Source organism: Frondihabitans sucicola, assembly GCF_030296615.1.
GTDB lineage: Bacteria > Actinomycetota > Actinomycetes > Actinomycetales > Microbacteriaceae > Frondihabitans > Frondihabitans sucicola.
Window position 1 is genome coordinate 2983066 of record NZ_AP027732.1, and the last position, 13568, is coordinate 2996633.

The following is a 13568-nucleotide window of genomic DNA, read 5'->3' on the forward strand; positions in this document are numbered from 1 at the left end:
GAGGCGGTCGATGTGAGCTTCACGCACCTCCACGTCGCCTCGTCGTTCAGCGCCCACTACGGCACGGCCACCCCGCTCGAGCTCGTCGGCCAGGCCGCTGCGAAAAGGGCCGATGCCGCGGCGATCACCGACCGCGACGGACTCTACGGCGCGATCCGGCACATCGGGGCCTGCCGGGCAGCGGGAATCGATCCGATCGTCGGCGTCGAGCTGGGCGTCGCCTCGACCCCGACGGCGGGCAAGGCGCCGACGGCCGCCGATGCCGACCGCGTCGTGGTCCTCGCGCACGGGCACGTGGGGGTTCCGGCTGGGCGTCCCTGTGCCGCCTCATCAGCGCCGCCCACGGCCGGGCCACGCGTCGGGTGAGCGGCAGCGCCAACAGCGTCGCCACCATCTCCCGCGCCCGCATCCGCGCTTTCCTGATGGGCGACGACGGGGCGACGGGCACCGTTCTGCTCGGTCCCGACTCCGACGTGGGGCGCGCCGTGACAGCGGGCGAACACGCACGGGCCGCGGCTCTCCTCGCCGACTGGAAGACCGAGCTGCCGGGCGGTGTCGTCATCGAAGTGGTCTGCCACTTCACCGAACCGGGCGAGAGCCGCAGTCTGCGTCACGCCGCGCGGATGCTCGAGTTGGCCGACGCTGCCGGGGTTCCCGCGATCCTGACCAATGCCGTTCGCTACCGCGATCCCGACGGCGCCGTCACGGCAGACGTCCTCGATGCCGCCGGGCACCTGGCCGCCCTCGGGTCGTTCGAGCCGCAGCCCAACGCGCAGGCCTGGCTCAAGCCGCCCGACGAGATGCGCGCGGTGGCGCACCGCATCGCGAGCGGCTCCTCGCTCGACCGCCGGGCCGCCGAAGAGATGCTGGCCGCCACCGAGGTCCTCGCCGACCGCTGCCGCCTCGACCCCGACACCGACCTCGGCTGGCGTACGGCAAAGGTGCCCGAGCTCAGCGCGATCGGCGTCGACGGCGACCCGAACCAGGTGCTGCAGCGCCGCGCCGAGGCCGGGGTCACCGAGCGGTTCGGCGACGTCTCGATGGCGCAGCGCGAGAAGATCGAGCGCCGGATGCGAGACGAGCTGCACACGATCACGGGCTTCGGTTTCGCGAGCTACTTCCTCACCGTGGCCGACGTGTCGCAGATGATGCGCGATCTCCGGGTGCGCAATGCCGCCAGGGGCTCCGGCGCCGGGAGCCTGATCACCTACCTGCTGCGCATCTCCAACGTCGACCCGCTCGAACACGACCTCCTGTTCGAGCGCTTCCTCGGCAACAAGCGCGAGACCCTGCCCGACATCGACATCGACGTCGAGTCGGCCCGCCGCCACGAGGTCTATCGGGCGATCTTCGACCGCTACGGCAGCAACCGGGTGACCCTGATGTCGATGCAGTCGACCTATCGGGCGCGCGGGGCCGTGCGAGACGCGGGGCTGGCGCTCGGGCTCGACGACGAGCAGATCGACCTCGTGGCCAACAACGTCTGGCGTTTCAACGCGCGCGACTTCCGGGGCGCCCTCGCCGAGAAGCCCGAGCTGCGCGAGATCGCCGAGCTGGTCCGTTCGAACGACCAGATCGATCTCCTGGTCGACCTCACCGAGCGGCTCGATCGACTCCCCCGTCACATCTCGATGCACCCGTGCGGCGTGATCCTGGGCGATTCCGACCTGCTGAGCATGACCCCCGTGCAACCGAGCGGCATGGGCCTGCCGATGAGCCAGTTCGACAAGCACGACATGAACGATGCGGGGCTGCTCAAACTCGACGTGCTGGGGGTGCGCATGCAGTCGTCGATGGCCTTCGCGCTCGATGAGATCCAGCGGGTCAACGGCACCCGCACCGCGGTCGCCGGCGCGCTCCCGGTCGACGTGCCCTACGTCAACCGGCAGGGGCGCGTCGAGCTCGACGCGATCCCGCACGACGACGAGCCCACCTACGAGGCGATCCGCACCACCCACACGCTCGGCATGTTCCAGATCGAGAGCCCGGGCCAGCGCGAGCTGATCGGCAAGATGCAGCCCGACCAGTACGAAGACCTCATCGCCGACATCTCGCTGTTCCGGCCGGGGCCGATGAAGGGCAACATGATCGCGCCCTTCCTCGACACCAAGCACGGGTTCCAGCAGCCCGACTACCTGCACCCGTCGTTCGCGCCGTTCCTGCAAGACAGCTACGGCGTCGTGATCTACCACGAGCACGTGCTACGCATCCTCAACGCCACCATGGGCGTGAGCCTCGCCGAGGCCGACGAGATCCGGCGCGCGATGGAGAAGCGCACCGACCTCGAAGAGCGCTTCCGGCGCGAGACGGCCGAGAATCGCGACGAGAAGGGTCGGCGGCGCTTCACCGACAAAGAGATCGACCGCATCTGGGGCGTGCTGAAGGGCTTCGGCTCGTTCGGCTTCTGCAAGGCGCACGGCGCGGCGTTCGCACTGCCGACCTACCAGAGCGCCTGGCTGAAGACCCACTACCCGGCCGAGTTCCTGGCCGGCATCCTCACCCACGACCCCGGCATGTACCCGAAGCGCCTGCTGCTGACCGAGGCCAAGCGCATGGGCATCCCGGTGCTGCCCCTCGACGTCAACGCGTCGAGCGAGGTCTACCACGTCGAGCGGATCAAGCCTCCGCGCACCCCGGTGGCGCGCACCTACCCGGGCGAGCTGGGCATCCGGCTGTCGCTCGTCGACGTCCAGGGCATCAACGAGCACGAGCTGACCCGCATCCTCGAGAACCGCCCGTACACGTCGATCGCCGACTTCTATCAGCGGGCGACACCGTCGAGGCGGCTGTTCGAGCGGCTCGGGCAGGTCGGCGCGCTCGATTCGCTCGGCGGCGAGGGGCGCACCCGCGGCGACGTGCTGGCGCGCATCCGGCAGCTCATCGGTCGCGCGTCACGCCCCAAGCCGACCGACGCCGCCAACCAGCTCGACTTCGACGTCGACGAGTCGTCGTCCGTTCCGCTCGGCACCCCCGACGTCTCGGCGCGCGAGCGGATCAGCGACGAGCTCGACATCCTCTCGATGGAGGTCAGCGAGCACGTCATCGAGAGCTACCGCCCGATGCTCGACGACCTCGGCGTGACGAGGGCCGCCGACCTGCTCGACAACTGGAACGGCACCACCGTGCTCGTCGCCGGCATCCGGATCGCCACGCAGACCCCGCCGATGAAGAGCGGCAAGCGGGTGGTGTTCATCAGCCTCGACGACGGTTCGGGATGCTCCGACGCCACCTTCTTCGAGGAGGCCCAGCAGCGTGCGGGCCCGCTTCTGTTCGGCACCAGGCTGATGCTGATCCAGGGGCGCACCCGCCGGACGGGTGAGCGGGGCATCTCGCTGGAGGCCGACAACGCCTGGGATCTCAAGCAGCTGTGGCGCGACTGGCAGGCGCAGCACGCCTCGGGTACGGGCGACGTCGCCGGCGAACTGATCAGCCCCTGAGCCGCTCTGCCCTACGATCGGAGGCGACCCGGAGAAGAGATGACCGTCGAGAAGATCCCAGCGCGCGTCACGATCGTCGACGTCGCGCGCCGCGCCGGAGTGAGCAAAGGGGCTGCCTCGCACGCCCTCAACGGTCGAGCCGGTGTCTCCGAGGAGACGCGCACTCGCGTCAAGTCCGCCGCAGCCGATCTCGGCTGGTCGCCCAACGGCACCGCGCGCGCCCTCTCCGGCGCCCGGGCCGGCGCCATCGGCTGGGCGATCCTGCGCACCCCGAAGTCCTCGACGATCGATCCCTACTTCACCGAGTTGTTCGCCGGCATCGAGCTCGAACTCGCGACGACCGAGCTCGCACTCGTCGTGAAGCTCGTCGCGGATCGGGCCGAAGAAGAGGCGCTCTATCGCCGCTGGGCTTCGGAGCGCCGAGTCGACGGGGTCCTGCTCACCGACATCGACACGCACGAGAAACGGTTCGCGCTCCTCGACGAGCTCCACCTGCCCGTCGCCTCGTTCCGCAGCCGGCAGACCGGCCCGCCGACGGCCGACGAGGTGCCCTCGGTCTGGATGTCCGAGAGCCCCGGCGCCGAGCGCCTTCTCGACGCCGCCTACGACCTGGGGCACCGCAGCATCGGCTGGATCAGCGGCAGCGCGTCGAAGTCGGCCGTCGTCGTCCGCGACCGTGCCGCATCTGCCTGGGGAGCTCGTCGCGGCGCCCGGGTCGTCACCCGCTTCACCGACTACAGCACCGGCGAAGGAACCGCGGCGGCCGCGTCGCTGCTCTCCGAGGCCGACCCGCCCACGTTCATCGTCTTCGACAACGACCTGATGGCCCTGGCGGGTCTCTCGACCTGTCACTCGCTCGGCCTCCAGGTTCCCGACGACGTCTCGATCGCTTCGTTCATCGACTCCGACCTCTGCTCGATCGCGGTTCCTCCGTTGACGGCGCTACGGCACTCGACCATCGAATTCGGGAGGATCCTGACGCGCCGGCTTCTCCAGGTCCTCGACGGCGGAGAGGTCGTCGACGTCGAACTGCCCGGGCTCGAGTTGGTGCTCCGCGGCAGCGTCGGCCCCGTTCGACACTGACACACGAGCACATCGTTGACGCGATCCTGCGGCGATGCTACCTTCTCGTCAGGTAAACCGGTTTATCTCACGTCGGTGGCGATCTGATCCTCGCCACCGGCGTTGCCCGGACCGGCTCAAACGAAGGAGTTTGACCATGAACGACTCATCGATCTTCCGTCGCCCCGTGTCGCGACGCAGCCTCATCGGCGGTGGCCTCGCGGCCGCCGCGACCCTGGGTCTCGCAGCCTGTGCACCCGCAGGCTCCAAAGGCGCCACCGCCGCCGGCGACATCAAATTCTGGGACATGGTCTGGGGTACCGGCAACACCTACACCGCCAAGGCGAAATCGATCGCGAACGGCTACACGCCCAGCGGCAAGAACCGCGGGGTCACCTACCAGTCGGTCCCGTGGGCCAACTGGTACCAGACCTTCACCTCCGCGGCAGCCTCGAAGACGACACCGGCCGTCAGCACCGGAGCGGCCTTCCTCCCGTTCGCGTTCCTCGAACAGGGTGCCGTCGCTCCCGCCGACGGCCTCGTCGACCTCCTCACGAAGAACGGGGCCAACGACTTCCTGCCGGGCCTTCTGCCCGCCATGAAGACGTCACACGGCTATGCCGCGGTCCCATGGTCGCTCGACCTGCGCGTGCTCTGGTACCGCGAATCGCTCCTGGAGAAGGCCGGCGCCGACGTCCCGACCGATTGGGACGGCTTCGTGGCCGCCGGGACCGCGCTCAAGAAGAAGAACATCATCGGGCTCGGCCTCGCCGGCGGCAGCACCACGACCGACGCTCAGCACACGGTCTCGGCGCTGATGATCAACAACGGTGGCGGCCTGTTCGCCGAGGACGAGACCCCGGACGCCGTCACCGACCGCAACATCGAGACGCTCGACTTCTTGAACGAGCTGGTTCGGAAGGGCATCATCGACCCCGGCTCGGCGAGCTACACCTCCACCAACCTCGCCACGAGCTGGACCAACGGAACCGTCGGGATGGGTTTCAACCAGACCGGACTCGACAAGACCTTCCCGAAAGACCAGCAGAAGGATCTCGTCGTCGCCAGCCCGCTGAAGGGGCCGCACGGCGACACGGGCACCGTCTACTACATCAACCCGCTCATGATGTTCAAGACGACGCCGTCGCAAGCCTCGTCGGAGGCCTTCGCGGCCTGGTACCTCGATCAGATCCACGGCTTCTGGACCTCGGGCGTCGAAACGGACCTCCCGGTGAAGAAGAGCATCACGAACCTGCCCGTCATCCAGAACAACCCCAACCTGGTGAAGTCGATCGACGAGTGGCAACCGATCGGCAAGACCATCGGCGCCAAGGCGCCATCCGCGTTCAGTGCCCTCAACGCGGTCGACGGGGGCAGCGCGAGCGCTACATTCGTTCAGCAGATCATTCAGGGCAAGCAGTCGTCGAAGACGATCCTCGAGACCCTGCAGTCCTCACTGGAGAAGACCATCAAATGACACCGCACGACTTCGTCGCCACTCACGCCGATGCACTCCGGCTCCTGCTCGACGAGGTCGTGCCGAGAGACGAGTTCCCGTCGGCCGTCGACAGCGGCGGGTTCGAGTACCTCCGGCGGATGCTCCGGGAACGCCCCGACTGGGAGACCAGGATCGAGAGTCTGATCGCGGATCCCGAGAACGCCGCCTCCCACGAAGACTGGCCCTGGTTCGCCGCCCTCGTCGCCGCCGGCTACTACGCCGACCCGGCCAACGGCGGAAACTCCGACGCCGCGTCGTGGTCGATGATCGGCTGGCGTCGCGCACCGGCGGGCGGCTGGCCCGTCGACGTGCCGGTGGCCGAGGCTCGCCGGACCGTGATCGGACCGGCCGAGCTGCACGACCGCTACGACGCCATCGTCATCGGGTCGGGCGCGGGAGGCGGCGTGGCGGCCTGCGGTCTCGCCGAGCAGGGCCGTCGCGTCCTGGTGGTCGAGTCCGGCCCCTGGCCGTCGATCGCGGAGCTCTCCGCCGACCACATCCGGAACCCCCGATCCGACTGGGGCGTCGCTCCGCTCTCCGGGCCGCCGGACGACGGCAATCCACGCGTCCTCGACGACGGCCGCGTGCGTGTCGAGCTCCGTCCCTCCGACTACCCGTGGAGCAACAACGCCATGACCGCCGGCGGCGGTACCCGCGTGTACGGAGCGCAGGCCTGGCGGTTCGCCCCGCTCGACTTCCGCATGGCCTCGACCTACGGCACTCCCGACGGATCCTCGCTGGCCGATTGGCCGATCTCGTACGACGACCTCGAGCACTACTACTCGCGCGCCGAACGCGAGATCGGAGTGAGCGGAGACAGCGACGGCTCCTGGTCGGGCGGGCGGAGCGAACCGTTCCCGATGCCGCCTCTCCCGTCGGGAACCCAGCGGGCCCGGCTCCAGGGCGCCGCCGACTCGCTAGGCATCTCGACGGTCCACGTGCCGCTGCTGATCAACTCGACGCCGTACCTCGGCCGGCACGCCTGCGCCCAGTGCTCCATGTGCGTCGGATTCGCCTGCCCGGTGGACGCGAAGAACGGCAGCCAGAACACGATGCTGACACGGGCCTTCGCGACCGGGCGCTGCGTGATCCTGCTCGAGTCCCGCGCCGTTCGTCTCCGGACGGACGCGACCGGCAGAGTCGTCGGCGTCACCGTCCGCGGAACCGGGGCCGGAGACTCCTGGGAGCGCGAGGTCGACGCCGCCGAGGTCGTGGTCGCCGCGGGCGCCGTCGAGTCGGCTCGGCTGCTGCTGGCCAGCACCAGCGACCGGGAGCCGAACGGTCTCGGCAACAACGCCGATCAGGTCGGCCGGCACCTGCAGGCGCACGTCTACGGGGGCGCAACGGCGCTGTTCGACGACGTCGTCGAGGAGTTCATCGGCCCGGGGCCGTCCATCGCCACCACCGACTTCCGCCACGGCAACGAGGGCCTCGTCGGAGGCGGCATGATCGCCAACGAGTTCGTGGCGCTGCCGGCCAACGTCTACGGCTACCTCGTCTCCGCAGGGCTCCTGCCGCTCGCCGGTCTCGAGAGCAAGCACGGCATGCGAGACCTCTCCCGGCGCATGCTGCGACTGATGGGGCCGATCCAGGAGGTGACCATGGCGGACTCGCGCGTGCGTGTCGATCCGGCGACCGTCGACGCCACGGGAATGCCCGTCGCCGTGCTGAGCGGGGAAAGCACCGCGAGGACTTCAAGAATCGGACCTTCCTCGCCCAGAAGAGCGCGGAGTGGCTGCGTGCCGCCGGCGCGAGCCGCGTCGTTGCGATGGGCGGTTCGGAGGCGGAGTTCGTGCGCAGCGGACCGAGCGGCGGGCAGCACCAGGCCGGCACCTGCCGGATGGGCGACGATCCGGCGACGAGCGTCGTCGACCCGTTCGGCCGCGTCTGGGGGCACGACAATCTGCGTGTCGCCGACGGTTCCGTTCACGTGACGAACGGAGGGGTCAACCCGGTGCTGACGATCTTCGCGACCGCCCTGCGCACCATCGAGGACATGGCCGGGGGCTGGTCGTCGCCGACCCGCACCGAGCTCGAGGCGGCGCCGGCCTGAGAGCGCCCTAGGCTGATCGCGTGACGGCGAAGCGGGGTGCCTGGGGCCGATTCGCGCTCCTCGTCGTCGTGACGGCCGTGATCCTGGTGCCGATCGGCCACGTCGTCGCGGGTGCCGTCGCCCCGGTCGGCCCGGGCGGTGTCGGGCCGCTCGCCCGCCTCGCCGCCGGCCCGGCACTCCCCTGGTTCCGCAACAGCCTCGCCGTCTCGCTCGCATCGGTGGTCGTGTGCGTGCTGGTCGCCGCGCCCGCGGGTTACGTGCTCGCGCGGGGGCGAGCCCGCGTGGTGAACGGATACGCCCTCGTCGTGTTCGTGCTGCAGGCCTTCCCCGTGGTGACGGCGGTCGTGCCGCTCTTCCTGCTGTTCGCGAAGGTCGGCCTCGTCGACTCGCTCCCCGGTGTCGCCGTCGTGTACATCGGCACGAGCCTGGCCGCGGCCGTGTGGATGATGAGCACGGCCATCGCAGCCGTGCCGGTCGAACTCGAAGAGGCGGCCTGGCTCGACGGGTGCTCCGTCGCCGGAGCCTTCTGGCGCGTGATCCTGCCCGGCGCCCTTCCCGGCATCCTCGCGACGGCGATCTTCACGTTCCTCCTGTCGTGGAACGACTATCTCGTCGCCCTGGTGTTCCTGCGTTCCCAGCAGAATTACACGCTGGCGATCGGCCTGGAGAGCTTCGGGCACTCCCCGCAGCTGGCCCTGCTCATGATGCTGCCGCCGGTGATCCTGTTCGCCGTCTTCCACCGCTCGTTCCGGACGGATGGTTTCAGCGGCTCCTTCTCCGGCCGCTGACCCGCCCTTCTCCTTCCCCGTGATCGTTCGCAACCTGCCGCTCACGTGTCCGATCGACGGTCTTTTGCGCACGACGACGGTGACGACATCAGGAAGAACTCCTAGGGTGGCGGCATGAGCGACGTCGAAGCAGAAGCGACCCCGGGCAGCTACGTGACCCCGGGCCAGGAGTACACGCGCGACACCAACTACATCGAAGACAGGATCACCCGCGACGCGGTCGACGGCTGGCCGGTCGAAGCGGGGCGGTACCGGCTCGTGGCGGCCCGCGCCTGCCCGTGGGCGAACCGCTCCGTCATCTCGAGGCGTCTGCTCGGCCTCGAAGACGCGATCTCGCTCGGGCTCCCGGGCCCGACCCACGACGCTCGCTCGTGGACCTTCGACCTCGACCCCGGCGGAGTCGACCCCGTGCTCGGCATCGAGCGCCTCCAGGAGGCCTTCTTCAAGCGCACCCCCGACTACCCGCGCGGCATCACCGTCCCCGCGATCGTCGACGTCCCGAGCGGGAAGGTCGTCACCAACAACTTCCCGCAGATCACTCTCGACTTCGCCACCGAGTGGGAGGAGTTCTTCCGCGACGGAGCCCCCGACCTCTACCCCGATGCTCTGCGCGACGAGATCGACGACGTCGCGGAGGTGATCTTCCGCGATGTCAACAACGGTGTCTACCGGGCCGGATTCGCAGGATCACAAGGCAGTTACGAACGTGCCTACACCCGCCTGTTCGACCGGCTCGACTGGCTCGAGGAGCGACTCGCCGACCAGCGCTACCTCGTCGGCGACACCATCACGGAAGCGGACATCCGCCTCTTCACGACGCTCGCCCGATTCGACGCCGTCTACCACGGTCACTTCAAGTGCAACCGCAACAAGCTCAGCGAGATGCCGGTGCTCTGGGCGTACGCGCGCGACCTGTTCCAGACCCCCGGCTTCGGCGACACCATCGACTTCGAGCAGATCAAGAAGCACTACTACATCGTGCACAGCGACATCAATCCGACCGGCATCGTCCCGGCAGGGCCCGACCCGCGCGGATGGCTTGCGCCGCACGACCGCGACGAACTCGGCGGCAGACCCTTCGGCGACGGCACCCCGCCCGGCGAGCCCCGCCCCGGCGAAGAGGTACCGTCCCTGACGGCCGCCCGGGTGTGACGACCAGCAGCGCGCGGCCGTCGCCCGACCGGACGATCCGCACCCGCCTGATCGCCATCCGCGACGATGCTCTCGAGCTCGCACGGCGGCTCCAGCTCGACATGACCGCCGTGGCGGAAGCCCGCGAGTCCTCCAACGTCGACGACGAACACGACCCCGAGGGTTCGACCATCGCGTTCGAGCGATCGCAGCTGGAGGCGATCCGCTCCTCGACCCTCGCGCGCGCCGCCGACGCGACCGCCGCGCTCGCGAGACTCGACGCCGGAACGTACGGTGTATGCGCGGACTGCGGCCGCCCGATCCCGTCCGCGAGGCTGGAGGCTCGACCGATGGCGGCGCTGTGCCTCGACTGCGCCTCGTGAGCCGTCAGTCGACGATGTCGTAGACGAGCACGTTCGCGATCAGCGGCCCCACGAACTCCTTGAATGCGGCGTGCGCGGGGTCGAAGAGAGCCGGGTCGGTCTGAACCGGAGCCCCCACGTAGTAGTTCCGGTCGCCCTCCGACGCGAACCGGACGACGAATCCGAGCTCGAAGCCGCCGCCTGCGCCTTCGCCACTGGCCTGCGTGCCTGCTTCGATCGACAGGATGTACGCGCCCCGTTCGGCGTCCGGCTCGCTCTGCAGCCGACGGAACCGATGCTCGACCTCGTCCTTGGCCCGCTGATCCACCTCCGGACGGAATCGGAACAGCACGACGTGCACGACGTTGCCCGGGGCGTACTCCGGTGCGGTGAACCGCGCCACTCCGACGCGGGCGAGTTCGGAGGCCAGATCGCTCATGCTGTCAGTCTGCACCGCCCGACGCCCCTTGCCCACGCTCGCGGCAGACGCCAGGCTGTCGCTGAGGCCGGACGGCGCAGAACACGGTCCGGACCGCGGAGAACACGGGTCGGTCAGGACGCCGAGGCGATGATCAGACGGCCGACACGATCGACCAGGACCGCCTGGGCCTCGCCTCTCAGCCCGGAGTCCGTCACGAGGACGTCGGCGGCAGAGAGCGGACCGATGGTGCTCATCCCGACGACCCCCACTTCGTGTGGTCGGCCAGGACGACGACGCGGTGGGCTGCTTCGACGAGGGCCTGGTCGACCTCGGACTCGCGCAGATTGGGCGTGGTGAACCCGGCTTTCTCGTGCATGCCGTGGACCCCGAGGAACAACAGATCGACGTGCAGCCCGCGGACCGTGGAGACGGCGATCGGCCCCACCAGAGCGCTCGAGAGAGTCGGCTCGCCGCCGGTGAGCAGAACCGTCTGCGAAGAACGCGGGTCGAGCCGCGACGGTTCGAACTGCTCCGCCACCGGAATCGAGTTCGTCACGATGGTCAGATCGGCGATCCGGCGAAGCTCGACCGGGAGGGCGACGGTGGTGGTCCCCGCCGAGATGGCGACCACCATGCCGGGTTCGACGAGCCCTGCGGCCGCTCGCGCGATCGCGCCCTTCTCGTTCGTCTGGCGCGTCCTCTTCGTCTCGAAGGCCGGTTCGTCTCGACTCAGCGTGCCGAGGAGCTGCGCTCCCCGTGCACCTTCTCGATGGCCCCCAGCGCGACGAGAGCCTCGATGTCGCGCCGGATCGTCACGTCGGAGACCCCGAGGGATCGCGCGAGTTCGCGCACCCGCACCGTTCCCTGACGACGGAGCCGGTCGATGATCTCCACCCGCCGTCCGGCGGCGAGCATGACCGGGCCCCCGTCGTCGACCGCGGTCATCCCTTGCTCGCTCCGAGGGTCAGACCGGCGACGAACTGACGCTGCAGGACGAAGTAGATGATCAGGGTCGGGATGACCGTGATCATCGCGCCCGCGGCGATCAGGTTGTAGTTGTTGACGAACTCGCCCTTGAGGTTGTTGATCGCGGTGGTGACCGGGAGCCGGTCGCCCGACTGCACGAGCAGGAGCGCCCAGAAGAAGTCGTTGTAGATCCAGATGACCTCGAGGGTCGCGAGGGCGCCGAGGGCCGGTCGGCACAGCGGCAGGATGATCGACCGGTACTGGCGCCAGACGCTGGCCCCGTCGACCCGGGCCGCCTCGCCCAGTTCGTCGGGCAGCGCCTTCATGTAGTTGCTCAGCACGAAGGTGCAGAAGCCGATCTGGAACGCCACGTTCATGATGATCACGCCGTAGTACGTGTTGAGCAGCGATCCGGAGTCGGAGACGCTCAACGGCAGCGGGATGTTCTTGAAGAGCTGGTAGATCGGCGTGGCCAGGATCTGAGGCGGCAGCAGGTTGCCGGCCGTGAACAGGATGAGGACCACCACGTTGAACCGCCAGGCGAACCGCGAGACGGCGAAGGCCACGCAGGATGCCAGGAAGAGCGTGATGACGACGGCCGGCACGGTGATGATGGCCGAGTTGATCAGGTAGGTGCCGAACCCGCTGTTCCACGCCGTCCCGAAGTTGGAGAACGTGAGCCCTCCGCCGACGGAGAAGTACCCGAGCTTCGTCGTGGCGGCGTTCGGACGCAGGGACGTGTAGAGGGTCCAGACGAGCGGGATCAGCCACAGCACGGCGACGGCGGTCAGGAAGACGTAGATCCACGGGCTGTTGCGTCGCTTGTTCGAGACGACGGTGTTCCGCGTCCCGAGGGGGACGGCCGAGGTGTCCAGGGTTGCGCTCACTCGACACGGTCCTTTCTGAAGGTCCTGCTGAGATAGATGACGATCGGGACCAGGGAGACCACCAGCAGGACCGTCGCGATCGCCGAGCCGACCCCGAGATCCTGCCCTTCGCCCTGAAGGTTCTGGACGACCAGCGAACTCAGCAGCTCGAGGCCGTTCGTCCCGGCGTTGATGATGTAGACGAGGTCGAAGGCCCGGAGAGCCTCGATGATTGTGATCACGATGACGACGGTGTTGATGGGTTTCATCACCGGGAACACGATCCGGGTGAAGGTCTGCCAGGCCGTCGCGCCGTCGAGCGCCGCGGCCTCCTTGAGCGAGGCGTCGACGCCCTTCAGCCCCGCCAGGTAGAGGATCATGACGTAGCCGGCGTGGCGCCAGGTCTGGGCGATCAGGGCGGCCCACAGGTTGATGCTCTTGTCGCCGAAGAAGTCGATCGACTGCGGCTTCCCCGCGATGCCCAGCAGGCTGTCGATCAAGCCGTTGTCACCGGAGTAGATCAGCTGCCAGATGATGCCGATCAGAGCCAGCGACAGCATGACGGGCAGGAAGAAGATGCTCTGGTAGATCCGGCTGAACCGGATCTTGCGGTCGAGGAGCACCGCCAGCAGCACCCCGAGCGGCGTCGCGATCACGGCGAGGAAGATCAGCCAGATCAGGTTGTGCAGCACGGCCGGCCAGAAGGCCGGGTAGTTGGTGAAGATGTAGGTGTAGTTGGCGACCCCGGCGCCCTTGATGTTGGTCGGGCTCCCGATGCCGTCCCACCGACCGAACGAGAGGCCGATCGAGGCCAGCGACGGCAGCCAGATGAGACACGCCTCGATGAGGGTGGGGATGCCGACCATGAGGCCGAGCACCACCTTGTCGGTGGTGCTCAGCGTCTTCAGGCGTCGACGGAGGGAGCGCTGCTGGCGCTGGGGCGGATCCTTCGTCTCGGTGTCCGCTTGGTGCACGGTCATCCGG

General features: G+C 68.8%; 15 protein-coding genes. 9 read left to right on the plus strand and 6 right to left on the minus strand.

Annotation, left to right across the window (positions count from 1 at the left end; translation table 11 throughout):
- Positions 1-12 precede the first annotated feature (12 nt).
- From QUE79_RS15370 to QUE79_RS15410, 9 genes are all read left to right on the plus strand, one after another.
- Complete coding sequence (locus QUE79_RS15370; protein ID WP_286343839.1) at positions 13-366, plus strand: PHP domain-containing protein; 354 nt, start codon at positions 13-15, stop codon at positions 364-366.
- Positions 363-3437, plus strand: a complete 3075-nt coding sequence (dnaE, locus tag QUE79_RS15375; RefSeq protein ID WP_286343840.1) for a DNA polymerase III subunit alpha — start codon at positions 363-365, stop codon at positions 3435-3437. The genes QUE79_RS15370 and dnaE overlap by 4 nt, the downstream gene beginning before the upstream one ends.
- 39 nt (positions 3438-3476) lie before the next feature.
- Positions 3477-4520 (plus strand): LacI family DNA-binding transcriptional regulator, encoded by a 1044-nt coding sequence (locus QUE79_RS15380; protein ID WP_286343841.1) that lies wholly within the window; start codon positions 3477-3479, stop codon positions 4518-4520.
- A 136-nt stretch (positions 4521-4656) separates the two neighbouring features.
- Positions 4657-5976, plus strand: coding sequence for an ABC transporter substrate-binding protein (locus tag QUE79_RS15385; RefSeq protein ID WP_286343842.1), 1320 nt, complete (start codon positions 4657-4659; stop codon positions 5974-5976).
- Positions 5973-7931, plus strand: coding sequence for a GMC family oxidoreductase N-terminal domain-containing protein (locus QUE79_RS15390; RefSeq protein WP_286343843.1), 1959 nt, complete (start codon positions 5973-5975; stop codon positions 7929-7931). Before QUE79_RS15385 ends, QUE79_RS15390 begins: the two co-directional genes overlap by 4 nt.
- A complete protein-coding gene (locus tag QUE79_RS15395) occupies positions 7838-8050 on the plus strand; it encodes a GMC oxidoreductase (protein ID WP_286343844.1) in 213 nt (70 codons plus the stop codon). Before QUE79_RS15390 ends, QUE79_RS15395 begins: the two co-directional genes overlap by 94 nt.
- A gap of 20 nt (positions 8051-8070) precedes the next feature.
- Positions 8071-8838 carry a carbohydrate ABC transporter permease gene (locus QUE79_RS15400; protein WP_286343845.1) on the plus strand — a complete coding sequence of 256 codons (768 nt, stop codon included), beginning with the start codon at positions 8071-8073 and terminating at the stop codon, positions 8836-8838.
- Positions 8839-8952: 114 nt separating this feature from the next.
- Positions 8953-9990 carry a glutathione S-transferase family protein gene (locus tag QUE79_RS15405; RefSeq protein WP_286343846.1) on the plus strand — a complete coding sequence of 346 codons (1038 nt, stop codon included), beginning with the start codon at positions 8953-8955 and terminating at the stop codon, positions 9988-9990.
- Positions 9987-10352, plus strand: coding sequence for a TraR/DksA family transcriptional regulator (locus QUE79_RS15410; protein ID WP_286343847.1), 366 nt, complete (start codon positions 9987-9989; stop codon positions 10350-10352). The genes QUE79_RS15405 and QUE79_RS15410 overlap by 4 nt, the downstream gene beginning before the upstream one ends.
- 4 nt (positions 10353-10356) lie before the next feature.
- Here QUE79_RS15410 and QUE79_RS15415 read toward each other — a convergent pair whose 3' ends face one another.
- The 6 genes from QUE79_RS15415 to QUE79_RS15430 all read right to left on the minus strand — a co-directional run bounded on the left by QUE79_RS15415 (position 10357) and on the right by QUE79_RS15430 (position 13564).
- Positions 10357-10770: a Dabb family protein gene (locus QUE79_RS15415; protein WP_286343848.1), complete on the minus strand. Its 414-nt coding sequence runs from the start codon at positions 10768-10770 to the stop codon at positions 10357-10359.
- Between the two features lie 113 nt (positions 10771-10883).
- Positions 10884-11006, minus strand: coding sequence for a hypothetical protein (locus tag QUE79_RS25665; RefSeq protein WP_350271558.1), 123 nt, complete (start codon positions 11004-11006; stop codon positions 10884-10886).
- On the minus strand, positions 11003-11386 hold the full coding sequence (locus QUE79_RS25670) for a DeoR/GlpR family DNA-binding transcription regulator (RefSeq protein WP_350271559.1): 384 nt from the start codon (positions 11384-11386) through the stop codon (positions 11003-11005). Before QUE79_RS25670 ends, QUE79_RS25665 begins: the two co-directional genes overlap by 4 nt.
- 95 nt (positions 11387-11481) lie before the next feature.
- Complete coding sequence (locus QUE79_RS25675; RefSeq protein ID WP_350271560.1) at positions 11482-11697, minus strand: DeoR family transcriptional regulator; 216 nt, start codon at positions 11695-11697, stop codon at positions 11482-11484.
- Complete coding sequence (locus QUE79_RS15425) at positions 11694-12605, minus strand: carbohydrate ABC transporter permease (RefSeq protein WP_286343849.1); 912 nt, start codon at positions 12603-12605, stop codon at positions 11694-11696. Before QUE79_RS15425 ends, QUE79_RS25675 begins: the two co-directional genes overlap by 4 nt.
- A complete protein-coding gene (locus QUE79_RS15430; protein ID WP_286343850.1) occupies positions 12602-13564 on the minus strand; it encodes a carbohydrate ABC transporter permease in 963 nt (320 codons plus the stop codon). Before QUE79_RS15430 ends, QUE79_RS15425 begins: the two co-directional genes overlap by 4 nt.
- Positions 13565-13568: the final 4 nt, after the last annotated feature.

Bases quoted from the DNA above. Each gene is read 5' to 3' on its own strand.
- QUE79_RS15380 (WP_286343841.1), top strand. From the start codon at position 3,477: ATGACCGTCGAGAAGATCCCAGCGCGCGTCACGATCGTCGACGTCGCG.
- QUE79_RS15385 (WP_286343842.1), top strand. From the start codon at position 4,657: ATGAACGACTCATCGATCTTCCGTCGCCCCGTGTCGCGACGCAGCCTC.
- QUE79_RS15390 (WP_286343843.1), top strand. From the start codon at position 5,973: ATGACACCGCACGACTTCGTCGCCACTCACGCCGATGCACTCCGGCTC.
- QUE79_RS15395 (WP_286343844.1), top strand. From the start codon at position 7,838: ATGGGCGACGATCCGGCGACGAGCGTCGTCGACCCGTTCGGCCGCGTC.
- QUE79_RS15405 (WP_286343846.1), top strand. From the start codon at position 8,953: ATGAGCGACGTCGAAGCAGAAGCGACCCCGGGCAGCTACGTGACCCCG.
- QUE79_RS15415 (WP_286343848.1), bottom strand. From the start codon at position 10,770: ATGAGCGATCTGGCCTCCGAACTCGCCCGCGTCGGAGTGGCGCGGTTC.
- QUE79_RS25665 (WP_350271558.1), bottom strand. From the start codon at position 11,006: ATGAGCACCATCGGTCCGCTCTCTGCCGCCGACGTCCTCGTGACGGAC.
- QUE79_RS25670 (WP_350271559.1), bottom strand. From the start codon at position 11,386: ATGGTGGTCGCCATCTCGGCGGGGACCACCACCGTCGCCCTCCCGGTC.
- QUE79_RS25675 (WP_350271560.1), bottom strand. From the start codon at position 11,697: ATGACCGCGGTCGACGACGGGGGCCCGGTCATGCTCGCCGCCGGACGG.
- QUE79_RS15430 (WP_286343850.1), bottom strand. From the start codon at position 13,564: ATGACCGTGCACCAAGCGGACACCGAGACGAAGGATCCGCCCCAGCGC.